Source organism: Neisseriaceae bacterium CLB008, from assembly GCA_041228285.1.
In the GTDB taxonomy this organism is placed as follows: Bacteria; Pseudomonadota; Gammaproteobacteria; order Burkholderiales; family Neisseriaceae; genus JAGNPU01.
Map to the genome: position 1 here is coordinate 2,958,850 of CP166133.1, position 24,683 is coordinate 2,983,532.

Consider the following 24,683-nt stretch of genomic DNA (forward strand, 5'->3'; position numbering starts at 1 on the left):
CGAGCGGCTCAGGGGTTTTGACGCCTTGATTCTCATTAACCGAGCAATCCCTCAGCTTTTAGCGCAGCCTGCACGCCCTCATCTTGCGCCCATAAGTCATAATAAGCCTGGACATTGGGATACTGCGGTAAAAGGCCTTCAATAGCGTGAGCTACCCAGCCCAACATCACCAATAAGTATGCGTCGCACACGGTACGGCGACCGCCAAAGAAATAGCGCTGGCCAGCCAGCTGCGCATCTAGCTTGGCTAAATGAGCCGCCACTTTTTGGCCGCCCTGAGCGCGAATTTTGTCGGTTTGGTCGGCATCGGCACCGGTTCGTTCTGCGCCAAAAACGGTACTGAAGCTGCCGTGAAAGTCGCTGTTCAAATAACCCAGCGCACGATAGAACTCAGCTTGTGAGCGGGCGTCGCCTTCGGCGCCTAAGCGCGCCGCGGGAGCCAAAGCTGCGATGTAGGTCAGAATCGCGAGGTTTTGGGTCAACACCCAATCGCCTTCCTCTAAGAGCGGCACGGCCCCACTGCTGTTTTTAGCCAAATAAGCAGGGCTTTTAATGTCTTCGCGGCTGACGATTTTGATTTGATGAGGGACATTGGCCCAAATTAAGGCAATGTGATCGGCGGTAGAACAGGCGCCGGGCATGGTGTACAAAGTCAACATAGAACGTCCTTTCAGTAAGAGATCATGACGCAATTAAGGCACAATACCGCCACAAGCCTCCTGACGGCAGCCCAAGACACACAGGCCCTGATCAAAACCGCGCCAATTTAGGCGCACAAGCAGGCACGAGTGTGTCACAATATTCTCATACTACTCGGATTTAAGGATGGATGGCATGTCTTTTCACACAATTTTGACGCCCTTGGCTGTCGCCACACTGGTCTTACTCAGCGCCTGTTCTGGCTCTGAGCCAACCCCAACAACGAACGCCCCAAACGTGGTTAAAACCATAGGCAGCGACATTCGGGCGGAAAACATTGGCGGCCCCTTTACCTTAACCGGCCAAAACGGCCAAGACGTATCGCTCAGCGACTTCGCCGGCAAGGTGGTGTTACTGTCCTTCGGCTACAGCCACTGCCCCGATATTTGCCCCACTAACCTCTTAACCTACGCCCAAAGCCTCAGCGCCTTAACGCCGGAAGAGCAGGCCAAGGTTGCGGTGGTGATGGTCAGCGTTGATCCAGAGCGCGACACGCCAGCGGTATTGGGCGAATACGTCACCTTATTTAACCCCCAATTTATCGGTCTGAGCAGCGCCCACCCCGAAGCACTGGCTCAGGTCATGCGCGCCTATAAAATCACCGCCACCAAGGTCGAGCGCGACGACGGCGACTACGTCATGGACCACAGCACCGGCAGCTACCTGATTGACACCAAAGGCCAAGCGCGGCTGTATGAACCACACGGCATTAGCGCAGAAGACTTGACCCATGACCTCAAAACCTTGCTAGAATGACCGCTTAACTTTACTCTTTATCTAGAAGCCCTCCTCACACGGACGGGCTCAATCCACTAAAAGAATCAGGACATGACACCGCTAACCATTGCGCTCTCCAAAGGGCGAATTTTTGAAGAAACCTTACCGCTTTTGGCCGCTGCGGGCATTGAGCCCCTAGAAAACCCTGAAGCCTCACGTAAATTAATCATCAACACCAACCACGACAATATTCGCTTGGTGATTGTGCGCGCCTCCGACGTGCCGACCTATGTTCAATACGGCGCCGCCGATTTAGGCATTGCCGGTAAAGACGTATTGATCGAACACGGTGGTGCAGGCCTGTACCAGCCCCTTGATCTGAACATTGCCAAATGCCGCATGATGGTGGCGGTGCGCAACGGCTTTGATTACGAAGCCGCTTCTCAGCCCGGCTCTCGCCTGAGCGTGGCCACCAAATACCCCAATATTGCCCGCGATCACTTTGACGCCAAAGGCGTCCACGTCGACATCATTAAGCTATACGGCTCAATGGAATTAGGCCCACTGGTGGGTCTGTCCGACGCCATTGTCGACTTGGTGTCCACCGGCGGCACCCTCAAAGCCAATGACTTGGCCGCCGTTGAGCCCATCATCGATATTTCTAGTCGTTTGGTGGTGAATAAAGCTGCGCTGAAGCTGAAACACCATGCCATCCAGCCAATTATTGACGCTTTTGCCAGCGTAGTGAACGCTACCGCAGCAGCGGAGGGCGCGGCATGAAACAGCTGAACACCACTGCCGCCAACTTCGACGCCGAATTGAAAGCGCTGTTGGCGTTTGAAACCGCACAAGACCCAAAAATCGACCAAATCGTGGCCGACATTTGCGCCGATGTACAAAGCCGTGGCGATGCCGCCTTGGTCGACTACACCAACCGCTTCGACCACATGAACGCCACCAGCATGGCCGACCTCACCCTGTCGCAAGACCAGCTGGCAGCGGCGTTTCAGCGCCTCAGCCCTGAGGTACAACACGCCTTAGAAACCGCCGCCAAGCGCGTGCGTGACTACCACGAGCACCAAAAGCAAAGCACGTGGACCTACACCGATGAAGACGGCACCCTATTGGGCCAAAAAGTCACGCCGCTAGACCGCGTGGGCATTTACGTGCCTGGCGGTAAAGCCGCCTACCCAAGCTCGGTATTGATGAATGCGATGCCTGCCCACGTAGCGGGCGTCGAAGAAATCATCATGGTGGTGCCCACGCCTAAAGGCGAGCGCAACGACATCGTCCTCGGCGCGGCATATATTGCCGGCGTCACCAAAATCTTTACCCTAGGCGGTGCTCAAGCCGTGGCCGCTCTAGCCTATGGCACCGAAACCGTGCCTCAAGTCGACAAGATTACCGGCCCAGGCAACGCCTTCGTGGCCGCGGCCAAACGCCGCGTCTTTGGCGTGGTCGGCATCGACATGGTGGCCGGCCCCAGCGAAATTCTGGTGATCGCCGACGGCAGTACGCCGGCCGACTGGGTGGCTATGGACCTCTTTAGCCAAGCCGAACACGATGAAATTGCGCAAGCCATTTTGATCAGCCCCGACGCAGATTATTTAGCCGAAGTCGCGGCCAGCATGGATCGCCTCATGGCCGAAATGCCACGCCAAGACATCATCCAAGCGTCTTTGGCCAACCGCGGCGCCATGATTTTGGCCACAGACTTGGCCGAAGCCTGCACCATAGCCAACTACATTGCGCCCGAGCACTTAGAGCTGTCGGTAGCCCATCCTGAAGCCTTGGTCGACCAGATCAAACACGCAGGGGCCATCTTCATGGGCCCTTACACCAGCGAAAGCCTCGGCGACTACTGCGCTGGTCCCAACCACGTGTTGCCCACCAGCCGTACCGCACGCTTTGCCTCGCCTTTAGGGGTATACGACTTTCAAAAGCGCTCTAGTCTGATTCAGGTGTCTCAGGCCGGCGCTCAAAAACTGGGCAAAATCGCCAGCGTTTTGGCCCGCGGTGAAAGCCTTGTGGCCCACGCCCGCGCCGCCGAGCTGCGTTTAGAAGACTAAACCCTCGCCATTATAAAAACCCCTCGCGCCTAAGCCCGAGGGGTTTTATGTTTTAGAACCGCTTAATCAAACCAATGCCACAGCCACACAAACAGCCAATGGCCTAAATGATAAACGCCCCACAGCACCAGCAACACATACATCACCCAAAACAGAATTTGCTTGATGCCATAGCCGCCCTCATGGTCGGCATGAATGGGCACCCCTGCATCAAAACGACCATGGCTTAAGCCTAAGCGCTGCGCCAACGCCGTAAAGTCAGCGTCATCCACGACTAAAATAGACACCAGCATGCCATTGGCCAAAGGACATTGATAAAACTGCTGGCCGCTTGAGCGCAGCTGTCGGTTGGCCTCAATAAACAGGGTCTCAACGTCTAACACTTCTTCTGGCCTGGCCACCGACCACCGCATCCCGCCAGGCAATAGGCGCCGTGTACTGACTTCAATGAAGGTCAGCGCCGCCTGCCCATCACTGCGATCCATGACGCGCCATAGACTGTCTGCATTCGCCAACGCTCTGGTTTCCCACAACAGCTGTTGCACGTCTGGAGCCAGCATCTGTGGCCATAGCCGCTGACAGGTTTCATGCCATGATTGCTGCGCCTCGACAGAGGCAAATAAATGCTTGCTGAAGCATTTTAATAAAGGCGCAAAATGAGGCTCACATACGGACAGCGGTAAATTATTCATCACATAGCCAAGCCTTTCCCCAAAGAACGTACGTTTGCTGCTGCCGACCATTCAATAGCAAGCAATTGATGCATCAAGGTTATCCTACCACTGACAGCCCTTTTTGCGTAGCCTAAATCAGCACCGAGCCGCCCCATCAGCGCTGAGCTGATGGATCAGATTAAGCCCAGCCTTGGCTACGTCGACGCGCATACGGCAAGATAGAACATAGGCCTAAAGCCGCCAGCACCATGCCCACCCACAGCGGTGAACGCAAACCGTAGCCCGACGTAATGGCCAAGCCACCTAAGTAAGACCCACCGCCCAGGCCAATATTAATCACCGAGGTATGAACGGCATTCACCAACGGCCCAGGATGCGCCACGCTCACCACTCTGGCCATCATGGCAGGATTCATCGGCACCCCAGATAGGCCAATCAGCACCACAAACAAAAGGGTCAACCACTGCGATTCAGCAAACAGCGCCATGCCCAATAATGAGACGCTCAACGTACTCAAGCCCACCAGCATGATCGCCAAACTGTGGCGGTGGGCCAAGCGGCCCGTCACCATATTACCCACTAGATTAGCCAAGCCATACAGACCTAACACAAAGGGAATCGCCGTCATGCTGAAACCAGAAATGGCTTGAAAAACGGGCACAAAATAGCTGAAGGCGGCAAAGCTGGCACCCAAAATCAAACAGCTGGTCGCACAAGCCTTCCAATAGGCTTTTTGCTTAAATGCTTTGAGCTCAACCGCCATGCTGACGCTGCCGCTGCCCAGCGCGGGCAATAGCCGGATCAAGCTTAGGGCACACAGCAAAACCAGCAGAGCCACTAAGAAAAAACTGATGCGCCAGCCCCAATGCTGATTGATCACCGTGGCCAGCGGCACACCAAAAACGTTGGCCACCATAAACCCTCCCAGCACGATCGATGCGGCGCGTGCCCGATCGGTCAACGCCACGAGGCTCATGCTGGTGGCCAAAGACAGGCTCAAACAGCCCGATCCAATGATGCCGGTCAACACGCGCACCATCACCAATGTTTGGTAGTCTGACACCAGCGCGCCCAAGGCCTGCACCACAATATATAGGCCCAGTAACCACAGCAAAGCTGGCTTATAAGGGATGCTCAATCGCAGTAGAATGAAGGTCAAGATCGGCCCACCCAGCATCATACCAAAAGCATAATAAGAAATCAGATGACCTACCTCGCCCACCGACACCCCAAATGCAGCAGACAGTGTGGACATCATGCCCGCCACCATCAGCTCTGCTGTACCGACTGAAAAAATGGTTAATCCTAAAATATACACAACCAATGGCATTAATCCGCCTACTTCCTTTCCATATTGGAACGAACGTTACAATATAAACAACAATGATAAAACCTCGTCTCCTTTGACGGACAATTTCTACTTATTTAATTGATAAAGGCGCCAAAAGGCCCATGACGACATCCGCCAGCATAACGGCATCAGTGCTGTTCTTACCCAGCACGCGTAACCCATAATAGCCAGCCAGAAAAGCCCTTGCCATTTGTATGGCAGGCGTATGTTGAGGGAGCTCGCCACTGCTTTGACCTTCGCTGATGGCGTCAATCAGGGCTTGCTCTAAACGTTGTCGATACTCTTGATTGAGACGGGCCACCGCCTCGTCCTTACTGCCGCGCTCTAAACCCGCGAACAGCACCATCGCATGATGTTGGTCAGGTTGATGCAGGTCTTCTGCAATGCCCCACTGTAGCAGCGCTTCTAGCCGCGCTTTAACCTGGGTCGGTTGATTTAAAATGGCCAACTGTGCCGCCATGGTTTGCTCATGGCTGCGCAGCAGTGCCTGCTCGTACAGCGCTTGCTTGCTGCCAAACGCATTATACAAACTGCCCCGGCCTAGGCCCGTGCCTTCGCATAAAGCCTGTGCTGACGTGCCTGCGTAACCATGAGCGCCAAACACGGCCACGGCGGCATCAATGATGTCCTCATCGGCAAACTGTCTGGGACGACCTGGCGCGGCTTGTTTATCGGTACTCATAAGGGGCACTTAAACTCAATCGGAGCCACATGATATGAATTCTGGAACGACCAGTCAAATACTTTTTAAATTTAAAATAATCGCCCCTGCCACAGCGGTTATTGAGGCCTAGCCTGCAGTACGCACAGGCTCTGGCCGCGCAACTAACCGCGCCTCAGCCAATACACCACACCGCACACGAGCCGATACAGCGCAAAACCCAATAAAACTGGCGGCAACAGTAACCACGCCAAAATGCGACCCGCACGGCTACCGCCAGTCGACACGGGCGCCTCAAGCACCGATGGCGGCGCCAAAAATGTCTCTACGGTTAAATTCAATCGCTCAGCCAAAGCCAAAAAACCCGCTTGATCCTTCACCCAAACCGGGAAATAAGCGTCTCCTTGGCCGTCCATATTATAGAGCTGATGGCCACTGTCGATGAGCTGCTGATTGGCCTCCCGCAACACGTCTTCGGCATTCAGACTGGCGGCCGGATCGGCCACCGACCATTGCAAACCCTGAGGCAGAACCGACGCGGCGCACGCCTCGGCAAACGCCACCAGCGTTTCAGTGTCTTTCCAGTCAATGTGGTGCCAGAGGCTACCAAGACCAGCGCCAGCTTCATGTGTAAGGTATAACAGTGCCGCCATCAAATCGTCGCTGGGCTGACCTACGGTCGAAAGCTCGGTGACTAAATCCTCAGCCTGCCAAGCAGCCAGAGCCACTTCATACCATTCATTTTGCTCGGTGAGGTCTTCATGTAAATACGGTGCCAACTGGCGCAGATTAGCTAAAAAAGCCGCTTCAAATGCAGCAGCATGGGGGTGGGTTGTCATAGCATCCTTAAAAATCGGCGCCATAGGCGCCAATCACATCACGTCAAGCCCTCAGTTTAAATTAAATGTTTCGAACGGCGCCAGCGGCAAGGCCGATAAACGCAAAAAAAGCGCCTGTAAACAGACGCCTTTAAGTTAAAGCCCAAAATTAGTTTAAGACACTTTGACATCGTGGCCGGCACGCCAACCCGCAACGCCCATGATGGCAATCACCACCATCACCAGCCACAAAGAGGCCGCCCAGCCGCCGGTGACGTCATGGACCCAGCCAAACAGCACTGGGCCAAAGGCCGCCAACAAATAACCCACCGACTGCGCCATGCCCGATAGGCCTGATGCCTCATCCATATTACGGGTGCGCAGGCTAAAAAACATCATGCTGAGGCTGAAGCAACCGCCAAGACCAATGCCCATGAACACCATCCACAGGATATTCAGGCTAGAAAAACCGCTTAACAAGCCCAAAACGCTCAAGGCCATAAACACGGCACTGCCCAAAACCAAATGCTTTTGCTCGCTAACCTTGGCCGCAATCAAAGGCACAATAAATGCCACCGGCAGCAGCGCCAGCTGAATCGTGGTCAACATCAGGCCAGCATGTACTGGGTCAATGCCCTGTTCGGCCAAAATATGCGGCAACCAGCTCAAGAGGGTATAAAACACCAGCGACTGCAAGCCCATTAACAGCGTTACTTGCCAGGCCAAGCGCGAGCGCCATAAATTCACCCGCGGCTTATTTTTAGCGGCGGCCACAGCTTCAGGACTGAGCTTGGTCGGTGTGGGTTTGGGCGCCCGCTTCAGCTGCGGTAGCCAACCAATCAAGGCCAAGACAGCCACCACCAGCCAACTTAAGAGTGCGCCCTGCCAGCCCCAACCTAGATTTTGCGACAGCGGCACGCTGATGCCGGACGACACCGCCCCCACCACATTCATGCCCAGAGAATACATGGCCGTCACCAAACCCACTTTTAAAGCAAAATGGTGTTTGACGATGCCTGGCAACAACACATTGCCCAAGGCGATGCCTAGACTTAACACCGTGGTGCCGATAAACAATAGGGTGATACCGCCCATAGAACGTAAAGGAATGCCGATCACCAGCAGCAAAGTCGCCGCAAAAATGACTCGCTCAACGCCGAAGCGGCGCGCCAGCAGCGGTGCAAACACCGAAAACACGCCAAAGGCCAATAACGGCACCGTGGTCACGGCGCCAGCCAGCGTATTGCTTAAGCCCAAGCCCTGCTGAATTTCTTGCAGTAACGGGCCCACGCCGGTAATCGGTGCCCGTAGGCACAAAGCCACCAGCAGCACGCCAATCAAGAGGCCAAGAGTGCTTTTTAAGGTGGTGGGATGAGTAGATTGATGTGGATGCTCTGAAACGCTCATAACGATGCTTGCTCTTTAATTAATTGTTGGAATCGATGGGTACTGCTCAAGACTTCGGCCTGGGCTCGTTCACCCTCGCCTGCGATGATGGCCTCCACTAAATCGGTATGGGTGTGATAGCCTTCGTCCACGCCGACTACGTTCACAATGTGGGCTACATTGGCCTGGATCACCCCAGCCAATGATTCATACAGATGGCTCAATAAGGGATTGTGCGCCGCCGCCACAATGGCGTGATGCAGCCGCATGTCGGCGGCTAAATACGCCTGCCGCTCGCCTGCGGCCGCCGCATCAGCCACTTCTTGACGACATTGACGCAGCATCGCCACATCAGCGTCGGTGCGGCGCTGGCCAGCCCACAGGGCTGCACTCGTCTCTAAGGCCAGCCGCACTTCCATAGCATGCTCAAACGAGGTTTGAGCCACGGCCTTAGTCAACACCGTATCCAAAGGATTAGTGGCCCTCACATAGGTGCCACAGCCCTGCTTAATCGACACCAAGCCAGCGTGGGCTAAGGCTCGAATGGCCTCGCGTAAAGTGTTGCGACCCACGTCAAACTGAGCCATCAACTCAGGCTCAGTCGGAATTTGGCTGTCCAACGGCCAGGTGCCATCTACAATCAATGCCTCCATCTGTGCCGCGATTTGGGCAGAACGAACGGGCTTCTGTTTTATCATCATTTCATTTAGACTCAAAGGTAGGATGTTTCGAATCATAATCAAATACCCGCTCGTTGTCAAGAATGATTCTCAATTGGAGCATTGCGTCGCGCCTGCCTCGACACCGCCGTTATGGCCGCTTCCTCATCTGCACGCCCACAAAAAAAGCAGCCCTGATTTGACTCAGGGCTGCTTTGACGCGGCGGTTTAGGCGCCGACACGGGGATTATTTAGTGATGTTTTTCAAAGCCAAACGCACGCCTTCGCTGACGTCCACACCTTGCGGGAGGTTTTTCACCGCCGCACGCGCTTCTTTCTCGGTATACCCTAAAGCCAACAAAGTGCTGACCACATCGTCGTGGCTTTGCGCCGCCTGGCCACTGGCACCAAACAGGCCGCCCACTGGGTTGAGGCTGCTGAGCTTACCGCGCAGCTCCAACACCATCCGTTCGGCGGTTTTCTTGCCAATGCCCGGAACGCTAGAGAGACATTTTAAATCTTCGCGCTCAATCGCATTGGCCAAATCATCGCTGCTCAACGCCGACAAAATCCCCATCGCTGTCTTCGCGCCGATGCCGCTGACCTTCACCAGCTGGCGAAAGGTCGCGCGCTCTTCGCGGGTGGCAAAGCCAAACAGCAAATGGGCGTCTTCACGCACCACCAGCTGGGTGTATAAGCTAGTGGTTTCATTCAGAGCAGGCAATACATAATAGGTTTGCATCGACACGTCGACTTCATAGCCCACGCCTTGCACGTCAATGACGATTTGCGGCGGCATTTTCTCGATCAAACGACCATTTAAACGACTAATCACATTCTTTCCTTTATTCGGCTAAGCAAAGCGCCCGCCCTTAATCTGTAGGCCGGCAGGCAGCTTGGCCGCCAGACCTTGATTACGCAAGGCATGGGTGAGCGCCACGGCCAAAGCATCGGCCGCGTCCTCTTGCGGCGTACCGTTTAACGACAGCATCCGCACCACCATGTCTTGCACCTGTTCTTTGGCGGCTTTACCTTGCCCCACCACCGCCTGCTTCACCTGCAAAGCGGTGTATTCAGCCAGCGGCACGTCTCGCGTCACCACCGCCGCAATGGCGGCACCACGCGCCTGGCCCAACTTAAGGGTGGCAGCAGGGTTCACGTTCACAAACACATGCTCTAACGCCGCCTGATCGGGCCGATAGGTGTCGATCACCTCCCATAAATGGGTGACAATGACCTGAATGCGGTCACTCAGCGCTGATTTAGGGACGGTTTTAATCACGCCTGAAGCCACATAATGATGCTCGCGCCCAATCACATCGATCACCCCAAAGCCAGTAAAACGGCTGCCAGGGTCAATGCCTAAGATGCGCATGATGCCCACGCTGGCGCCGTGACCAAAGCCTGAGCCTGTTCCAGCCGCTCAGGCGTGCCCACGTCAAACCACGTGCCCTGATGATACTCGCCACTGACTAAGTCGGCGGCCATGGCGGTACGTAAATACGGCGCCAGCTTCGCGCTGACCATCGGTGCCAAACCTTGCAGCAAATGAGGGTGATAGACGCCCGCGCCGCTAAAAGTCAGCGCCGCGCCGCGGTCTGTATTTGGCGCCACCAGGCCATTGGCCAAAAGGCCAAAATCGCCTTCTGGGTGATGCTCAGGATTATCCACCAACAGCACGTGGGCCAAGCGCGAAACGCCATCGCACGACTGCGCCGCCAGCGCAGCAAAATCAAGGTCCATCAACACGTCACCGTTCACCACCATGAACGCTTGTTCACCCAGTAGCGGCAGCGCTGTGGCAATCCCCCCCGCCGTTTCTAAACCGCCGGCTGGTTCAGGCGAATAGGCAATGTCAACGCCAAAGGCGCTGCCGTTGCCCAAATAGGCTTCCAACCGATGGCCCAACCACGCATGGTTGATGACGATTTGGTCAACACCAGCGGCCTTCAGGCGCAAAATGTGCCAGACAATCAGTGGGTGTTCACCCACCTTCAGCAAGGGCTTAGGGTCAACGTCGGTTAAAGGACGCATCCGTTCGCCGCGCCCGGCGGCTAAAATCATGGCCTTCATCATGGCTTTGTCTCACTGTTCAACTGAAATATCCCTTACCCTAGCGCCTAAAACGTATAGCCGGTTTGAAGTTCATCATCACCCACTAGGTCCACAATCAACAAATACAGCGGGGCCAATTCCACATAGCGACGCGTTGCCCGCTTTAAGTAATTCAAGAAGCGTGGGATTTCGGCGCGGTATTTTTCTTTGCCGTCACGGTGGTACAGACGGGCAAAAATCCCCGCCACTTTCAGATGGCGCTGTACGCCCATGTATTCAAACTGACGGTAGAACGTGTCGATGTCGGCCGCCACGGGCAGGCCTGCGGCACGGGCTTTTTCCCAATAGCGCACCACCAAATCCAACACAAAATCTTCCGGCCAAGAAATAAACGCATCGCGCAAAAGCGACACTAAGTCATAGGTGATGGGGCCATAAACGGCGTCTTGAAAATCCAACACCCCTGGTACACCATCGGTCAACATCAGGTTGCGCACGATGAAGTCACGGTGCACAAACACCGACGGTTGGCTAGTCAACATCGGCATCAGCGCTGCCACGCCTTCTTGCCATAGCTGGCGCTGTTTAAAGTTAAACGGCGTGCCCAATTCTTTGGCCGCATACCAGTCAGGGAACAAACTGAGCTCTTTTTGCAACAAATCATTGTCGTACTCTGGCAACACCCCAGGCTTGCTTTCTTTTTGCAAAGCAATCAAGGTATCAATGGCCTCAAGCAATAAAGTTTTGTGAACCTCTTCGCGGCCGTCGTGCTCTAAAGCGGCCAAATAGGTAATCTGGCCTAAGTCTTGTAATGCCATGAAGCCTAAACGCTCATCATGCGCTAAAATGGTGGGCACATTCACCATTTGAAAAATGGCCTGCACTTTAATATAAGGCGCAATGCTCATCTTTTCCGGTGGCGCATCCATACAAATCACGGTGCGGCCGTCGGCAAAAATAGCGCGGAAATAACGGCGAAAATCTGCATCTGCCGCAGCAAATGTCAGCTCGAAAGGTTGATCGGGATAAAGCTCGGTTAACCAATTTTTTAAATCTTGTTGTCGTTGCATGATGATTTTCACGTTAAAATAGAATGATTTTAACCGCCAAAACGAACAAAGGGATATGTTTTTGTTTAAACCATTTCAATTAAGGCCCCTGGCCCTATTTATTGCACTAGGCTTTGGTGCCGCCCAAGGCGTTTTGGCGAATCCATTTTCGGTGTCTGGCACCGAAGATGGCTGCTCACCCACTCAAGAGCAAGCAACCCATTTTGTGACCCCCGCGCAAACCAGCGGTGGGGATCAACTCCCTTTGGATTATACCCGTGTTACGGCAGATGAGCTTGACGGTCAGTCGCAAATCAAAACCCACGCCAAAGGCAGCGTCATCGTTGAGCGCAATGATCAAGTCTTAAACGCCGACTGGATCGACTACGATCAGACCAGCACCAATGTAAAGGCAGGCCAACGCTTTACCCTATCACAGCCCACGGCCAATATTGAAGGCGACGACCTAGACTACAACCTAGACAGCGCGGAAGGTCAGGCCAAGAATGCCCGTTTTGAAAGCGACGCCGAAGACAGCAACGCCCGCCTCCAAGGCGTGGGCGACACCTTAGATTTTAAAGGCGACAAGCAATATCAGCTCAACGACGCCAAGGTCAACACCTGCCGCCCAGGCGACCACAGCTGGTTTTTACAAGCCGAATCCATCGACGCCAACTACAACACCAATATTGGCGTGGCGCGCAACGCCAAGCTGATTTTTAAAGGCGTGCCGCTGCTCTACACGCCTTGGATCGACTTCCCGCTCGACGGCAGTCGCAAGAGCGGCCTATTGGCCCCGTCGGTCAAATTTGGCTCCGACGGCTTTGAGCTGATCACGCCCTATTACTTTAACCTTGCGCCCAACTATGACTTAACCGTTTCGCCTCACTTCATTCAGGATCGTGGCCTAATGGTGGGCGGTGAGTTCCGCTACCTACAGCCCGACTATAAGGGCAACATCCAGGCCGAATACCTCAATAACGACCGTAAGGCCGACGAAAGCAACCGTTATTCGCTGTCGATGCAGCACGACCAGCGCTTGGCTTCGAACTGGTTATTTGGCCTAGACTACAACCAAGTGTCTGACGACGACTACTTCCGCGACTTCGGCAACCGTCTGTCGATTGCCGAAAACACCAACCTAAATCGTCAAGCCTGGTTAAATCATTACTTCCAGGCTTGGGGCGGCAGCGGCAGCGCCCAGCTAATGGTGCAAGACCACCAAACCTTACAAAACGATACCCGCCGCGTCGATGAGCCTTACGCCATCTTGCCGCGCCTGTCTTTCAACTGGCAGCGTAGCCTAGGCGACGCCAACGTGTCGTTGTTTGCCGAGGCCACGCGCTTTGACAGCGACACCAAACAAACCGGTAAACGCTTGGTGGTGATGCCCACAGTTAAATGGGACTTCAACAACAGCTGGGGCTTTGTACGACCCAAAATGTCGCTACACGCTACCCAATATCAGCTAGACGACTTCCGTCAGCAAAAATCACGCAACGTGTCACGTACCTTGCCGATTTTCAGCGTCGACAGCGGCCTATACTTTGACCGCGAAACCACGCTCTTTGATGGTGCCTACACCCAAACGCTAGAACCACGCTTGTTCTACACCTACATCCCAACCAAGAGCCAAAACGACTTACCTAATTTTGACGCTTCGGAAAACGAATTTAACTTCTCACAGCTGTTCCGTGAAAACCGCTATTCCGGCCAAGACCGCATCAACGCCGCCAACCATGTCTCAACGGCATTGACCACGCGCTTAATTGCCGATGAAACCGGTATCGAGCACTTACGTGCCGGTATTGGCCAACGTTTTTACATTAAAAACGACGACGTCAACCTTGCTGGGGCGGTGAACAAGCGCAACGACAGTAAATCAGACTTCATGGCGTTTGCCGGCGGCGACATCACCCGCGACATTCGCTTTGACACCGATTATCACTACGACCAAAGCCTCAGAAGCACCAAGAGCTACAACGTCAGCCTGAGCTATAACCCGGAGCCAGGTAAAGTGGTCAGTCTGCGCTACCGCTATGGCCGTAACGAAGAAATCTACCCTGGCTACTGGGGCGAAATGAAGCAGGTTGACCTAGCTGGCCAATGGCCGATCAACCGAAACTATGCCGTTGTCGCACGACAAAACTATTCTCTTAGCGACAATAAGTCGTTAGAATCACTACTTGGCGTAGAATACCTAAGTGATTGTGGTTGCTGGAGTGCCAGCGTAGTCGGTCAACGCTACATTAAAAACGTCGAAGCCAAGACCGGCAAAGACATCTACAAAAATGCCATTTTCTTCCAATTACAACTGAAAGACTTAGGCAAAGCAGGCAAGAGCCCACTAGAAACCCTACGTCTGGCCATCCCTGGCTACAGCAATGTTAACGAGGCCCGTTAGTTATGAAAAAAATTGTATCCGCTTTATTATTGGGTGCCAGCCTAGCCAGCGCCCATGCCGCCGTTCGTGAAGTCGACACCATTGTGGCCGTCGTCGATGGCGAAGTCATCACCGCCCAAGAGCTGGCAAAAATCAGCAGCGAAATTCGCCAAACCGTGCCTAAAGGCCAAACCCCACCGCCGGGCGCCATTGAGCAACAGGCGCTACAGCAACTCGTTGACGAGTCTATTTTGGTGCAGCACGCGCGGCGCAATGGCGTACGCGTCACCAATGAAGAGCTGAACGAAGCCATGATGAACCTGGCCCAAAGCAATAAACTGACCCTGCCGCAGCTACAGGCCCAACTAAAAAAAGAAGGCATCAACGAGCGTCAGTTTAGAGAAATGTTGACCAACAACCTCATGCGTCAGAAGATCACTCAACAGGAAATCTTCAGCCGCGTCCACATCACCGAAAGTGAAGTAGACCAAGAAATGAAGAGCGCTCAAGTGGCCAACTTCGCCAAGCAAAACTTGCCCAGCGGCGCCACCACGACCCAATATCAGGTCAACAGCATCTTATTAAAAATCGATGGCCAATCCACGGCTGAAGCCACCAAAAAACAGATCGACGCCTTACACAAACGCCTACAACAAGGTGAGCGTTTTGAAGCCGTCGCCCGCCAATATTCTCAAGACGCCAATGCCGCCTCCGGCGGTGACCTAGGCTGGGTGAATCAAGGGACGCTGTCGCCAGAAATCGAACAAGCGCTGCAAAAACTGAAGCCTTCCGAATTCAGCGACCCGATCCAAACCCCTTACGGCTGGCAAATCTTACAGCTGGTGAACACCCGCCAAGAAAATGCCGCCGAAGCCGAACTGCGCAACATCGTGCGCCAGCGCATTGGCGATCGTAAAGCGGATCAAATTTATCGTTCATGGATGAGCCAAATGCGCGACAGCACCCACATCGACATTCGCCTAGGCCGATAAAACCCCGCATGTAAAGGCTGCCTGGCATTGTCAGGCAGTTTTTTTGTTCAAACAGGATAGGAAGCCTCATGACTCAGCCCCTCACCCTTGCCCTCACCAGCGGCGAACCCGCCGGCATTGGCCCAGACATCTGCCTGAGCCTAGCCAACCAAAACCTGCCTTACCGCTGCGTGGTGTTGGCGGACAAAACCGTTTTGGCCGAGCGTGCGGCGGCCTTAGGCCTCAAGGTCACGCTGCTCGATTATCCTGCGGCACACTGCCCAGCTGGCAGCTTAGAAGTCTTGCACTGCCCCGTAGCCGAACCGGTCAGCCCCGGAACCTTGAATAAAAACAATGGTCAATATGTATTAAATCTATTGGACAGAGCCTATTTGGGCATTCAAAATGGCGAGTTTGACGCCATGGTGACGGCCCCGGTACACAAAGGCGTCATCAACGAAGCCGGCATTCCCTTTACAGGGCATACCGAATATTTGGCCGAAAAAAGCCACACCGAACGCGTGGTGATGATGTTAGTCGGCGGCGGCCTACGCGTGGCACTGGCCACCACTCACTGCCCGCTCAACCAGGTCAGCAGCCTGTTGAACGCCACTTTATTGCATGAAGTGCTGTTTATTTTGAACCACGACTTACAAACTAAATTTGGCATTGCCCAGCCCAAAATTCTGGTCGCCGGCCTCAATCCTCACGCCGGCGAATCAGGCCATTTAGGCACGGAAGAGGTCACCATCATCGATCCAGTGATCCAGCAATGTCAGGCAATCGGCATGAATGTGCACGGCAGCTACCCCGCCGACACCCTATTCCAACCATTTATGCTACAAGACGCCGATGCCGTGCTGGCCATGTACCATGACCAAGGCCTGCCCGTGCTAAAATACGCCAGTTTTGGCCAAGGGGTAAACATCACCCTAGGGCTGCCGTTTGTGCGTACTTCGGTCGATCATGGCACCGCCTTAGACCTAGCGGCCAGCGGCAAAGCCGAAACCGGCAGCCTCATGGCAGCCCTTGACCAAGCAGCGCACCTGTGCGCAAGCAAAAAACCGAGTTGACATAAGGCCTTAGCCCTTGTTTAAATGGCAGATGATTAGCATTTAATAACGCTAAAGCCCACACCTATAAAGTAAACCCTTATGAGTACGCCTTACATTGAATTCAAGCAGGTTTGTTTTGCCTACGACGCCAGCCGACCGATCTTAACCGACGTCAATCTGTGCATCGAGCAAGGCCATTTTGCCGCCATCATGGGCGGCTCAGGCAGTGGCAAAACCACGCTGTTACGCCTCATTACCGGCCAAATCAAGCCCGTCAGCGGCCAGGTTTTGGTGCATGGCCAAGATTTAAGCCAGTTCAGCGAACAGGCCTTATACGAACATCGTCGCCAAATGGGGGTGCTGTTCCAGTTTGGCGCCCTATTTACCGATCTGTCTGTCTTTGAGAACGTGGCCTTTCCCTTGAAAGAACACACCCAGCTGCCCGCCGACCTGATTCGTGACCTCGTCACCCTCAAGCTCAACGCCGTTGGCCTACGCGGCACCGGTGCCTTGATGCCTACCGAGCTGTCAGGCGGTATGGCGCGACGCGTGGCCCTGGCCCGCACCATTGCGCTCGACCCCGAGCTGATGCTGTACGACGAACCGTTTACCGGCCTTGACCCCATTTCGCTGGGCGTGATTGCCCATTTGATTGCCCGAATTAATAAGGCTTTAAAGGCCACCAGCGTCATGGTGACCCACGACATTACCCAATCGTTAAAAATTGTCGATCACGTGATTTTCTTGGCCAATGGCTCGGTGGTGTTTTCTGGCACCCCTGAAGAAACCTACCAAACCGACAATACGTGGGTGCAGCAGTTTATTCACGGTGCGCCTGAAGGCCCAGTAGACTATCGTTTTCAAACCCAGCGCAGTTTAGAGCAAGATTTAATGAGACCCAATGCATGAATGCCTTTTTTCGCCGTATCGGCCGCTACGTCCTTGATGCCATTCAGGGCCTAGGGGCAATCTTTCTATTTTTATTGGCCTTGTTGCGCCATTCAGGCACCAGCCTGACGCGCGCGCGCCTAACCATCCGCCAGGTTTATTTTGCCGGCGTGTTGTCCATCATCATTGTCGCCGTGTCTGGCCTGTTTGTGGGCATGGTGTTGGGGCTACAGGGCTACACCACCTTAGCCAAGTTTAAATCAGCCGACGCCCTTGGGGCAGTGGTGGCTCTGTCGCTGCTGCGCGAGCTGGGCCCCGTTTTAGCGGCACTGCTGTTTGCCAGCAGCGCCGGCAGCGCCATGACCAGCGAGATTGGTCTGATGAAAACCACGGAGCAACTCGAAGCCATGAGCGTGATGGCCATTAATCCGATGGCGCGCGTGGTCGCACCGCGCTTCTGGGCAGGGGTGATTTCCATGCCTCTATTGGCCGGCATTTGTAACGTGATGGGGATTTTTGGTGCCTACCTGATTGGGGTCGAATTTCTAGGCCTAGACAGCGGCATTTTTTGGTCTCAAATGCAAAGTAATGTGTCTTTTTCCTATGATGTTGTCAATGGCGTGATTAAGTCGATTGTGTTTGGCGCCGCCGTGACCCTCATTGCCGTTTATCAAGGGTTTCATGCTAAACCCACGGCAGAAGGCGTCTTACGCGCCACCACTAAAACCGTTGTCACCAGTGCCCTGACCATTTTGGCACTTGATTTTATTTTAACCGCATTTATGTTTACAGAGTAACCTTGTGATGAAACAAAAAACTTTAGAATTATGGGTGGGTCTATTTGTCGCCATCGGTTTGGCAGCCTTGGTATTCTTATCCTTTAACGTGGCCAATCTGGTGCCCGGCAGCAGCAGTGGCCAAAGCTATACCCTCAAGGCCAACTTCTCCGACATTGGCGGCCTGAAACCTAAAGCCCCGGTGAAAGCATCTGGCGTACTGGTAGGCCGTGTCCAAGACATCAGCCTAGACCACGACACTTATCAGGCCGTGGTGACCTTAAACATGGATGGCCAGTATCAATTCAGCACCGACGCCTCTGCCGAAATCTTGACCTCCGGCCTATTGGGCGAGCAATACATCGGCTTGATGCAGGGCGCTGAAGCAGACGATTTACAAAACGGCGACACCATCGCCTTAACCAGCTCCGCCTTGGTATTAGAACAATTAATTGGCAAGTTTATGACCAGCTTTGCTGAGAAAAACGCAGACCAAAACTAACACACTTTACTTATAAAGGAACGACAATGAAACACGCTTTTCTACAAGCCATCAGCATTGGTTTACTCAGCATCACCATGGCCTTTGCCAGCCCACAAGAGGCCGTCAAACAGGTGCGTCAAAACGCCGATCAAGTTTTGAGCATCTTGAAAAAATCTAACGGCAGCAACGACCTTCAGGTGCGCGGCGAAGCCGAGCGCTATGCGCTGCCCTTCTTTGACTTTCAGCGCATGACCGCCCTAGCCGTTGGCCGCCCTTGGCGCACCGCCACCCCGGCTCAGCAGCAGCAGCTGTCTAAAGAGTTTCAAACCCTGTTGATTCGCACCTACTCTGGCACCATGTTGAAATTTAAAAACGCCGTGGTGAATGTAAAAGACAATCCTAAGGTTAACAACAACGGTCGTGAAATCGTGGTCAGCACCGAAGTATTCGCTACCAAAAACGACAGTAAACCAGCCCTAATGGACTACACCATGTACAAGAGCGGCGATCGCTACCGCGTGTACAACATCAGCGTTGAAGGCGCCAGCTTGGTCACCGTTTACCGCAACCAGTTTAACGATGAAATCCGCCAAAACGGCATCGATGGTTTGATCAAACAGCTGCGCAGCAAAAACGGTCAATAGCCATGTTACAGGTCCAAATCGAAGCCCCAGAAATCAGCCTCAGCGGCGAAGTCTCGATGCAAACTCTAAGCCCCAGCCTTTTGGCCCAAGTGGTCAAAGGCTGTCAGCAAAGCCGCATTCAGAGCCTTAACCTTGCCGGTGTGCGCCAAGCCGATTCGGCCTGTGTAGGCCTGCTACTGGCCGTCCTCAAAGCGCGCCAGCAAGCAGGCTTAACCCCCTTAAACGTGCGCAACCTGCCCGAGGCTGTTCGGGCGTTAAACACGCTTTATGAATTAGACACAGTGATTACCGCCTCATGAAAAAATTGCTCAGCACCCTCACCCTTGGCCTACTCCTCGTCAGCCAGCCTGTTTTGGCCGAAACCAATCCCAACGACCCCTATGAGTCGTATAACCGGGTGATGTTCAGCATCAACACCAGCATCGACAAAGCCGTGCTGACGCCCGTGGCCAAAGGCTATCGTGCCGTGACGCCGTCACCCGTGCGTAAGGGTGTGAATAACTTTTTTAATAACCTACGCGATCTGTACAGCTTTGGCAGTAACCTATTGCGTTTAGACATTGAAAAAGCCGGCACCGACATCGTCCGCTTTGGGATCAACACCACTTTTGGCCTCGGCGGCCTGCTCGACATCGCCACTGAAGCACAAATCCCCAGCCATAAAAGTACCTTGGGCGACACGTTTGCGTCGTGGGGCTGGAAAAACAGCAATTATTTTGTCTACCCATTAATCGGCCCATCTACCGTACGTGATTCTATCGGCAGCACGGTTTTTTTAGTGGCGCCAGCTGATGGCTATATTTTGCGCGACAACACCTTAGGCAATTCAACCCGCGTGGTGGGTGCCGTGGGTGATCGTGAGGCATTGCTTGACCTCACCGACAGCGCCGAAGAGGCTGCCGTCGACCATTACGCCTACATTCGCGACGCCTATATGGCCTACCGTAGCCGCGCCATCGTGGGTGCCGTACCCTACGGTGCCAACGACGATTTCGACATCGATGATTTAGTGACGCCCGAGCATGACCAAGAAGGCCACAGCCTAGACGCCCTGCCGGCTGACGCCGTTGCCGCGGCCACAGAAGTAGAGCACTCGACGGTCACAGCCTATCCAGACGCCACCGAGACGCGCGTCATCGACATCAACGACTGGCTGCGTGAAGACGAAGCCCGCCGCCAAACCGCACCCTAAGGCTAAAAAAAGGGCCATAAACTTGCCCCCACGGCCACAACTGTTTAAGCTAACGCTTAGATGAGGTTTTTGTTTCTTTTAAAAAGGTAGACGCCATGTATGAAGTTAACCGCAGTATTATTTTACTGATCCCCCAAGCGCCCTTCTGGGCATGGCTTCAAGACCTACCTGGCATTGACGTTGAAGGCCTGTGCCTGGAAGACCTACAAGCCGATCCTAACGCTTATTTACTGGATCCTTGCGAAGACATTGACGACGCTTGGGACAAAGTTGAAGCGCGCCTAGACGAAATCTTCAGCGCCGAGCTGGCCGACTGGTGTGAAGAGCAAGACACCTGGCCAGACCTACACCCTGATATTTTTGGGGAATGGTTTGACCTACACTTATCCACCATCGTCACCGACCTTGGCCGCACCGAATTAGAACGTGAGCCGTTTGAAGCCATCGTGCTTGATCAGCCTGAGGATTAAGCATGGCGCATGAAACCGACATTAAAGTCCGCGGCTACCATTTAGACCTGTACCAGCACGTGAACAATGCGCGCTATCTAGAATTTCTAGAAGAGGCCCGCTGGGCCTATTTTGAAGATGCCAAGGTACTAGAGGGCTTTTTGGCCTGCGGACTCAGCTTGATCGTGGTCAACATCAACATTAACTACCGTCGCGGTGCCGTGATGAACGACGCCTTGACGGTCAAAACCGGCTTCAAGCACGTGGGCAACCGCAGCGCCATCATCAACCAAACCATCGTGTTAAAAGGCACCGACACCGTCGTCGCCGATGCCGACATTACCTTTGTGGTGGTTGATCCTAAGGCCAATAAAGCCGTCCAGCTTCAAGGCGACATCGCCGACCTTTTACAATCTTTAATTGACGCAGCGTAAGCATGAAAAAAATTCTTCTCCCTCTTCTGCTGGTGATCGTGGCCGCCTTAGTGTGGTTTGCCATCAGCAGCAACAAGCAACAGGCTCCTGCCTTTAGCCTCATCGACTTTAACGGCCAGGCCGTGAGCGAACAGCAGTTTGCTGGTAAGGTGACCTTGGTGAACTTCTGGGCCACCTCTTGCGTCGGCTGCGTGGCCGAAATGCCCGAGCTGATCGCCACCCAGAAAAAATACGGTGATCAAGGCTACCAAACCATTGCCATCGCCATGGAATATGATCCTGAAGACCACATTAAAGAATTCCTAACCAAATACGACATGTCTGGGTTCACCGTCACCAAAGACAAAACCGGTGCCGTGGCCAAAGCCTATGGCAACGTCCAACTCACGCCCACGTCGGTATTGATCAACAGCAGCGGTGACATCATCACCACCATTGTAGGCGAACCTAACTTTGCCGACCTGCATCAGCTGATCGAAAAAGAACTGCCCAATCAGGCCTAAGCCTCGACCACAAAAAAACGCCTGAATCGATGATTCAGGCGTTTTTTTCACCTTTACTTTTTCTCACCTTTACTCAGTGAGTTCATTGACTACTTTAAAGGCCACTTTTTGGCCATCGTCAACGCGATAGGCAAACAAGGCTGATCCAGCCACATGGCCATCCTCATAAGCCCCGTACACCCACTCATCGTTGAGCGTTTTAATGTCGGTAAAGAACATGGTGCCGCCCAATTCGGCCTTCAGTGGAATCGCTTCGGGCTGGGCTTTTAAAGCTGCTGCTACGGCACTATAACGCGCACGTTTCTCAGCTTCAATTTCTACCATCAAATCATCGCCTGAAGCCGCCGTTTTAGGTTCGACCTTGGCCACCAATGCCTCATGCTCGGTTTTCAACTGCTGGTATTCGGCATTCAGCGTGTCATACTTTTTTTGCCACTCGGTGCTTGCCTGATCGCTACAGGCAAATAACCCTAGGCATAAAACCATCGCTAACGTTTTGTTCATCATGCCTCCTGTGCTCATTATTTAAACCCTTTTTGTCTATCAAATGATGGGTTCAGCCTAGTGTACCGCATCTCAGAAGCTTGAACACCCCCTATCCTCGGCAGAGTCCCCCATCTATTCCCGCCTCTGCTATAATCGAAAACCTTGCTTTTTATTTTTACAGATGAACGGATTCAAAATGAGTACAAAACGAAAGATTTTGGTCACCAGTGCCCTTCCTTATGCCAATGGCAGCATCCACTTGGGCCACATGGTTGAGCACATTCAAACCGATATTTGGGTCCGTTTTCATAAAATGTGGGGCAACGAGTGTCATTATATCTGCGCCGACGACACCCATGGCTCGCCAGTGATGCTGGCCGCCCAGCGTCGCGGCATCACGCCAGAAGCCTTGATCGATGAAATGCGTGCCGAACACTTGGCCGACTTCACCGGCTTTCACATCGGCTACGACAATTATTACACCACCCATTCAGAAGAAAACTTTGCGCTGTCGCAATCGGTGTACAAAACCCTAAAGGCCAACGGCAAAATCACCACCCGCACCATTGAGCAGCTGTACGACCCTGAGCAGAACATGTTCCTGCCGGATCGCTTCGTCAAAGGTGAGTGTCCAAAATGCCACAGTCAAGATCAATATGGCGACAACTGCGAAGTGTGTGGCACCACCTACCGTCCAACCGAGCTGATTAAGCCCTATTCGGCCATCACCGGCGCAGCGCCGGTATTGAAAGAAAGTGAACACATTTTCTTCCGCTTAAGCGACTGCGAAGCCTATTTAAAAGAATGGACCAGCGGCAGCACCACCTTGATCAACGGCCAAGAGCAAGATCACCTACAGGCTCAAGGCCGCAATAAAATGCAAGAGTGGCTAGAAGGCGGCCTGCAAGACTGGGACATTTCCCGCGATGCGCCCTATTTTGGCATTGAAATCCCAGATGCACCCGGTAAATACTTCTACGTTTGGCTAGACGCCCCGATTGGCTACATGGCTTCGTTTAAAAACTACTGCGACAAGCAGGGCATCGACTTTGACGAATACTTCAAGCCTGACACCACCACGGAAATGTACCATTTCATCGGTAAGGACATCCTGTATTTCCACGCCTTATTCTGGCCAGCTACTTTGAAGTTCGCCAACTTACGGGCGCCAACCTCAGTATTTGCCCACGGCTTCCTGACCGTAGATGGCGCCAAAATGTCTAAATCACGCGGCACCTTCATCACCGCTAAGTCTTACCTAGACTGCAAGCTGAACCCAGAATGGATGCGCTACTACATCGCCGCCAAACTCAACAGCCACATTGAAGACATCGACTTGAACTTGGAAGACTTCATTTCGCGCGTCAACAGCAACCTAGTAGGCAAATACTTGAACATCGCCGCGCGCGCCGCTGGTTTCATCACCAAGCGCTTCGACGGCCAGATCTTAGACATGGGCCAAAGCGCACTACTGGCCCAGCTAACCGCCGCCTCTGACGGCATCGCCGCCGACTACGAAGGCCGTGAATACGGTAAGGCTTTGCGCGACATCATGGCCTTGGCCGACAAGGTCAACGCCTACGTTGATGCCAATAAACCGTGGGAGCTGGCCAAGCAAGAAGGCCAAGAGACGCGCCTGCACGAAGTGTGCAGTGAATTAATCAACGCCTTTAAAATCTTAACGGTGTATTTAAAACCCGTGCTGCCCAAAGTCGCCGAAGAGGTGGAAGCCTTCTTAAACATTGCCCCGCTTACCTGGGCCGACAGCAAGGTCATTTTGCCAGCACAAGGCATTAACGCTTACAAACACCTGATGCAGCGCATCGAGCCTGAGCTAGTAACCAAGCTGGTTGAAGCCAATAAACAGGCGTTACAGGCCACGGCCAACGTGATGAACGCTGCCAACCATGAGCCTGTGGCCGACACCATCAGCATCGATGATTTTGCCAAAGTAGACCTGCGCGTGGCCACCGTTAAAGCCTGCCAGGCGGTTGAAGGCAGCGACAAGCTGTTGCAGTTTACCGTCGACTTGGGCTTTGAAGAGCGCACCATTTTCTCAGGCATCAAGGCCGCCTACCAAGACCCGGCTGAATTAGTCGGCCGTCAAGTGATCGTGGTGGCCAATCTGGCCCCGCGTAAAATGCGCTTTGGCGTCTCTGAAGGCATGATTGTGTGCGCTTCTGGTACAGACAGCAAAGACGGCTTGTTCTTGCTCGACGTCGACAGCGGTGCCCAACCAGGCATGCGCATCAGCTAACCCATGAATCAATTAAGGCTGTC

General features: G+C 53.6%; 28 protein-coding genes. 16 read left to right on the forward strand and 12 right to left on the reverse strand.

Translation table 11 applies throughout. From position 1 onward, the window contains the following. Positions 1 to 35: 35 nt before the first annotated feature. Positions 36 to 659, reverse strand: a complete 624-nt coding sequence (locus AB8Q18_13695; protein ID XDZ51210.1) for a glutathione S-transferase family protein — start codon at positions 657 to 659, stop codon at positions 36 to 38. A 175-nt stretch (positions 660 to 834) separates the two neighbouring features. Here AB8Q18_13695 and AB8Q18_13700 point away from each other — a divergent pair, with 175 nt between their 5' ends. The 3 genes from AB8Q18_13700 (at position 835) to hisD (ending at position 3,485) form a co-directional block, all read left to right on the forward strand. Next, positions 835 to 1,455: an SCO family protein gene (locus AB8Q18_13700; protein XDZ51211.1), complete on the forward strand. Its 621-nt coding sequence runs from the start codon at positions 835 to 837 to the stop codon at positions 1,453 to 1,455. Between the two features lie 72 nt (positions 1,456 to 1,527). Continuing rightward, positions 1,528 to 2,196, forward strand: coding sequence for an ATP phosphoribosyltransferase (hisG, locus tag AB8Q18_13705; protein ID XDZ51212.1), 669 nt, complete (start codon positions 1,528 to 1,530; stop codon positions 2,194 to 2,196). Next, entirely contained in the window at positions 2,193 to 3,485 is a 1,293-nt protein-coding gene (hisD, locus tag AB8Q18_13710) for a histidinol dehydrogenase (protein ID XDZ51213.1), read from the forward strand. Before hisG ends, hisD begins: the two co-directional genes overlap by 4 nt. Positions 3,486 to 3,547: 62 nt before the next feature. Here the strand turns inward: hisD and AB8Q18_13715 are convergent, their stop codons facing one another. From AB8Q18_13715 to amgK, 10 genes are all read right to left on the reverse strand, one after another. Then, positions 3,548 to 4,180 carry a hypothetical protein gene (locus AB8Q18_13715; GenBank protein ID XDZ51214.1) on the reverse strand — a complete coding sequence of 211 codons (633 nt, stop codon included), beginning with the start codon at positions 4,178 to 4,180 and terminating at the stop codon, positions 3,548 to 3,550. A 157-nt stretch (positions 4,181 to 4,337) separates the two neighbouring features. Beyond that, positions 4,338 to 5,489: an MFS transporter gene (locus tag AB8Q18_13720; protein XDZ51215.1), complete on the reverse strand. Its 1,152-nt coding sequence runs from the start codon at positions 5,487 to 5,489 to the stop codon at positions 4,338 to 4,340. Positions 5,490 to 5,580: 91 nt separating this feature from the next. After that, a complete protein-coding gene (locus tag AB8Q18_13725; protein XDZ51216.1) occupies positions 5,581 to 6,192 on the reverse strand; it encodes a TetR/AcrR family transcriptional regulator in 612 nt (203 codons plus the stop codon). A gap of 143 nt (positions 6,193 to 6,335) precedes the next feature. Beyond that, complete coding sequence (locus AB8Q18_13730; GenBank protein ID XDZ51217.1) at positions 6,336 to 7,010, reverse strand: hypothetical protein; 675 nt, start codon at positions 7,008 to 7,010, stop codon at positions 6,336 to 6,338. A gap of 153 nt (positions 7,011 to 7,163) precedes the next feature. Next, positions 7,164 to 8,396, reverse strand: a complete 1,233-nt coding sequence (locus AB8Q18_13735) for a CynX/NimT family MFS transporter (GenBank protein ID XDZ51218.1) — start codon at positions 8,394 to 8,396, stop codon at positions 7,164 to 7,166. Next, a complete protein-coding gene (locus AB8Q18_13740) occupies positions 8,393 to 9,076 on the reverse strand; it encodes a FadR/GntR family transcriptional regulator (GenBank protein ID XDZ51219.1) in 684 nt (227 codons plus the stop codon). Before AB8Q18_13740 ends, AB8Q18_13735 begins: the two co-directional genes overlap by 4 nt. Before the next feature lie 205 nt (positions 9,077 to 9,281). Continuing rightward, positions 9,282 to 9,869, reverse strand: a complete 588-nt coding sequence (gene ruvA / locus AB8Q18_13745) for a Holliday junction branch migration protein RuvA (GenBank protein ID XDZ51220.1) — start codon at positions 9,867 to 9,869, stop codon at positions 9,282 to 9,284. A gap of 18 nt (positions 9,870 to 9,887) precedes the next feature. Beyond that, positions 9,888 to 10,409, reverse strand: coding sequence for a crossover junction endodeoxyribonuclease RuvC (gene ruvC, locus AB8Q18_13750; GenBank protein ID XDZ52940.1), 522 nt, complete (start codon positions 10,407 to 10,409; stop codon positions 9,888 to 9,890). Beyond that, positions 10,397 to 11,107 carry an N-acetylmuramate alpha-1-phosphate uridylyltransferase MurU gene (murU, locus tag AB8Q18_13755; GenBank protein XDZ52941.1) on the reverse strand — a complete coding sequence of 237 codons (711 nt, stop codon included), beginning with the start codon at positions 11,105 to 11,107 and terminating at the stop codon, positions 10,397 to 10,399. The genes ruvC and murU overlap by 13 nt, the downstream gene beginning before the upstream one ends. 47 nt (positions 11,108 to 11,154) lie before the next feature. Further along, on the reverse strand, positions 11,155 to 12,159 hold the full coding sequence (gene amgK, locus AB8Q18_13760; GenBank protein XDZ51221.1) for an N-acetylmuramate/N-acetylglucosamine kinase AmgK: 1,005 nt from the start codon (positions 12,157 to 12,159) through the stop codon (positions 11,155 to 11,157). Positions 12,160 to 12,220: 61 nt separating this feature from the next. Here amgK and AB8Q18_13765 point away from each other — a divergent pair, with 61 nt between their 5' ends. The 12 genes from AB8Q18_13765 to AB8Q18_13820 all read left to right on the forward strand — a co-directional run bounded on the left by AB8Q18_13765 (position 12,221) and on the right by AB8Q18_13820 (position 21,917). Next, on the forward strand, positions 12,221 to 14,542 hold the full coding sequence (locus tag AB8Q18_13765; GenBank protein ID XDZ51222.1) for an LPS-assembly protein LptD: 2,322 nt from the start codon (positions 12,221 to 12,223) through the stop codon (positions 14,540 to 14,542). 2 nt (positions 14,543 to 14,544) lie between these two features. Beyond that, positions 14,545 to 15,513: a peptidylprolyl isomerase gene (locus tag AB8Q18_13770; protein ID XDZ51223.1), complete on the forward strand. Its 969-nt coding sequence runs from the start codon at positions 14,545 to 14,547 to the stop codon at positions 15,511 to 15,513. 68 nt (positions 15,514 to 15,581) lie between these two features. Next, positions 15,582 to 16,565, forward strand: a complete 984-nt coding sequence (gene pdxA / locus AB8Q18_13775) for a 4-hydroxythreonine-4-phosphate dehydrogenase PdxA (protein ID XDZ51224.1) — start codon at positions 15,582 to 15,584, stop codon at positions 16,563 to 16,565. 81 nt (positions 16,566 to 16,646) lie between these two features. After that, complete coding sequence (locus AB8Q18_13780) at positions 16,647 to 17,456, forward strand: ABC transporter ATP-binding protein (protein XDZ51225.1); 810 nt, start codon at positions 16,647 to 16,649, stop codon at positions 17,454 to 17,456. Beyond that, complete coding sequence (gene mlaE, locus AB8Q18_13785; GenBank protein ID XDZ51226.1) at positions 17,453 to 18,232, forward strand: lipid asymmetry maintenance ABC transporter permease subunit MlaE; 780 nt, start codon at positions 17,453 to 17,455, stop codon at positions 18,230 to 18,232. Before AB8Q18_13780 ends, mlaE begins: the two co-directional genes overlap by 4 nt. 7 nt (positions 18,233 to 18,239) lie before the next feature. Beyond that, positions 18,240 to 18,713, forward strand: a complete 474-nt coding sequence (gene mlaD / locus AB8Q18_13790) for an outer membrane lipid asymmetry maintenance protein MlaD (GenBank protein XDZ51227.1) — start codon at positions 18,240 to 18,242, stop codon at positions 18,711 to 18,713. Positions 18,714 to 18,739: 26 nt separating this feature from the next. After that, positions 18,740 to 19,339: a phospholipid-binding protein MlaC gene (locus AB8Q18_13795; GenBank protein XDZ51228.1), complete on the forward strand. Its 600-nt coding sequence runs from the start codon at positions 18,740 to 18,742 to the stop codon at positions 19,337 to 19,339. Positions 19,340 to 19,341: 2 nt separating this feature from the next. Beyond that, entirely contained in the window at positions 19,342 to 19,638 is a 297-nt protein-coding gene (locus tag AB8Q18_13800; protein XDZ51229.1) for a lipid asymmetry maintenance protein MlaB, read from the forward strand. After that, positions 19,635 to 20,531, forward strand: a complete 897-nt coding sequence (locus tag AB8Q18_13805; GenBank protein XDZ51230.1) for a VacJ family lipoprotein — start codon at positions 19,635 to 19,637, stop codon at positions 20,529 to 20,531. Before AB8Q18_13800 ends, AB8Q18_13805 begins: the two co-directional genes overlap by 4 nt. A 95-nt stretch (positions 20,532 to 20,626) precedes the next feature. Further along, on the forward strand, positions 20,627 to 21,001 hold the full coding sequence (locus tag AB8Q18_13810) for a VacJ (protein XDZ51231.1): 375 nt from the start codon (positions 20,627 to 20,629) through the stop codon (positions 20,999 to 21,001). Positions 21,002 to 21,003: 2 nt separating this feature from the next. After that, the gene (locus tag AB8Q18_13815; protein ID XDZ51232.1) at positions 21,004 to 21,414 is read left to right on the forward strand and encodes an acyl-CoA thioesterase; all 411 of its coding nucleotides are present in this window, start codon (positions 21,004 to 21,006) and stop codon (positions 21,412 to 21,414) included. A gap of 2 nt (positions 21,415 to 21,416) precedes the next feature. After that, positions 21,417 to 21,917, forward strand: a complete 501-nt coding sequence (locus AB8Q18_13820) for a TlpA family protein disulfide reductase (protein ID XDZ51233.1) — start codon at positions 21,417 to 21,419, stop codon at positions 21,915 to 21,917. Between the two features lie 69 nt (positions 21,918 to 21,986). On the opposite strand, the gene AB8Q18_13825 is transcribed toward AB8Q18_13820, so the two are convergent. Then, entirely contained in the window at positions 21,987 to 22,421 is a 435-nt protein-coding gene (locus AB8Q18_13825; GenBank protein XDZ51234.1) for a hypothetical protein, read from the reverse strand. Between the two features lie 178 nt (positions 22,422 to 22,599). Here AB8Q18_13825 and metG point away from each other — a divergent pair, with 178 nt between their 5' ends. Further along, a complete protein-coding gene (metG, locus tag AB8Q18_13830; GenBank protein ID XDZ51235.1) occupies positions 22,600 to 24,660 on the forward strand; it encodes a methionine--tRNA ligase in 2,061 nt (686 codons plus the stop codon). Positions 24,661 to 24,683: the final 23 nt, after the last annotated feature.

What these genes read in the sequence shown, in the direction of transcription:
- AB8Q18_13695 (XDZ51210.1), bottom strand. Translation starts at nt 659, where the DNA reads ATGTTGACTTTGTACACCATGCCCGGCGCCTGTTCTACCGCCGATCAC.
- AB8Q18_13700 (XDZ51211.1), top strand. Translation starts at nt 835, where the DNA reads ATGTCTTTTCACACAATTTTGACGCCCTTGGCTGTCGCCACACTGGTC.
- hisG (XDZ51212.1), top strand. Translation starts at nt 1,528, where the DNA reads ATGACACCGCTAACCATTGCGCTCTCCAAAGGGCGAATTTTTGAAGAA.
- hisD (XDZ51213.1), top strand. Translation starts at nt 2,193, where the DNA reads ATGAAACAGCTGAACACCACTGCCGCCAACTTCGACGCCGAATTGAAA.
- AB8Q18_13720 (XDZ51215.1), bottom strand. Translation starts at nt 5,489, where the DNA reads ATGCCATTGGTTGTGTATATTTTAGGATTAACCATTTTTTCAGTCGGT.
- AB8Q18_13725 (XDZ51216.1), bottom strand. Translation starts at nt 6,192, where the DNA reads ATGAGTACCGATAAACAAGCCGCGCCAGGTCGTCCCAGACAGTTTGCC.
- AB8Q18_13730 (XDZ51217.1), bottom strand. Translation starts at nt 7,010, where the DNA reads ATGACAACCCACCCCCATGCTGCTGCATTTGAAGCGGCTTTTTTAGCT.
- AB8Q18_13735 (XDZ51218.1), bottom strand. Translation starts at nt 8,396, where the DNA reads ATGAGCGTTTCAGAGCATCCACATCAATCTACTCATCCCACCACCTTA.
- AB8Q18_13740 (XDZ51219.1), bottom strand. Translation starts at nt 9,076, where the DNA reads ATGATGATAAAACAGAAGCCCGTTCGTTCTGCCCAAATCGCGGCACAG.
- ruvC (XDZ52940.1), bottom strand. Translation starts at nt 10,409, where the DNA reads ATGCGCATCTTAGGCATTGACCCTGGCAGCCGTTTTACTGGCTTTGGG.
- murU (XDZ52941.1), bottom strand. Translation starts at nt 11,107, where the DNA reads ATGAAGGCCATGATTTTAGCCGCCGGGCGCGGCGAACGGATGCGTCCT.
- amgK (XDZ51221.1), bottom strand. Translation starts at nt 12,159, where the DNA reads ATGCAACGACAACAAGATTTAAAAAATTGGTTAACCGAGCTTTATCCC.
- AB8Q18_13770 (XDZ51223.1), top strand. Translation starts at nt 14,545, where the DNA reads ATGAAAAAAATTGTATCCGCTTTATTATTGGGTGCCAGCCTAGCCAGC.
- pdxA (XDZ51224.1), top strand. Translation starts at nt 15,582, where the DNA reads ATGACTCAGCCCCTCACCCTTGCCCTCACCAGCGGCGAACCCGCCGGC.
- AB8Q18_13780 (XDZ51225.1), top strand. Translation starts at nt 16,647, where the DNA reads ATGAGTACGCCTTACATTGAATTCAAGCAGGTTTGTTTTGCCTACGAC.
- mlaE (XDZ51226.1), top strand. Translation starts at nt 17,453, where the DNA reads ATGAATGCCTTTTTTCGCCGTATCGGCCGCTACGTCCTTGATGCCATT.
- mlaD (XDZ51227.1), top strand. Translation starts at nt 18,240, where the DNA reads ATGAAACAAAAAACTTTAGAATTATGGGTGGGTCTATTTGTCGCCATC.
- AB8Q18_13795 (XDZ51228.1), top strand. Translation starts at nt 18,740, where the DNA reads ATGAAACACGCTTTTCTACAAGCCATCAGCATTGGTTTACTCAGCATC.
- AB8Q18_13800 (XDZ51229.1), top strand. Translation starts at nt 19,342, where the DNA reads ATGTTACAGGTCCAAATCGAAGCCCCAGAAATCAGCCTCAGCGGCGAA.
- AB8Q18_13805 (XDZ51230.1), top strand. Translation starts at nt 19,635, where the DNA reads ATGAAAAAATTGCTCAGCACCCTCACCCTTGGCCTACTCCTCGTCAGC.
- AB8Q18_13810 (XDZ51231.1), top strand. Translation starts at nt 20,627, where the DNA reads ATGTATGAAGTTAACCGCAGTATTATTTTACTGATCCCCCAAGCGCCC.
- AB8Q18_13815 (XDZ51232.1), top strand. Translation starts at nt 21,004, where the DNA reads ATGGCGCATGAAACCGACATTAAAGTCCGCGGCTACCATTTAGACCTG.
- AB8Q18_13820 (XDZ51233.1), top strand. Translation starts at nt 21,417, where the DNA reads ATGAAAAAAATTCTTCTCCCTCTTCTGCTGGTGATCGTGGCCGCCTTA.
- AB8Q18_13825 (XDZ51234.1), bottom strand. Translation starts at nt 22,421, where the DNA reads ATGAACAAAACGTTAGCGATGGTTTTATGCCTAGGGTTATTTGCCTGT.
- metG (XDZ51235.1), top strand. Translation starts at nt 22,600, where the DNA reads ATGAGTACAAAACGAAAGATTTTGGTCACCAGTGCCCTTCCTTATGCC.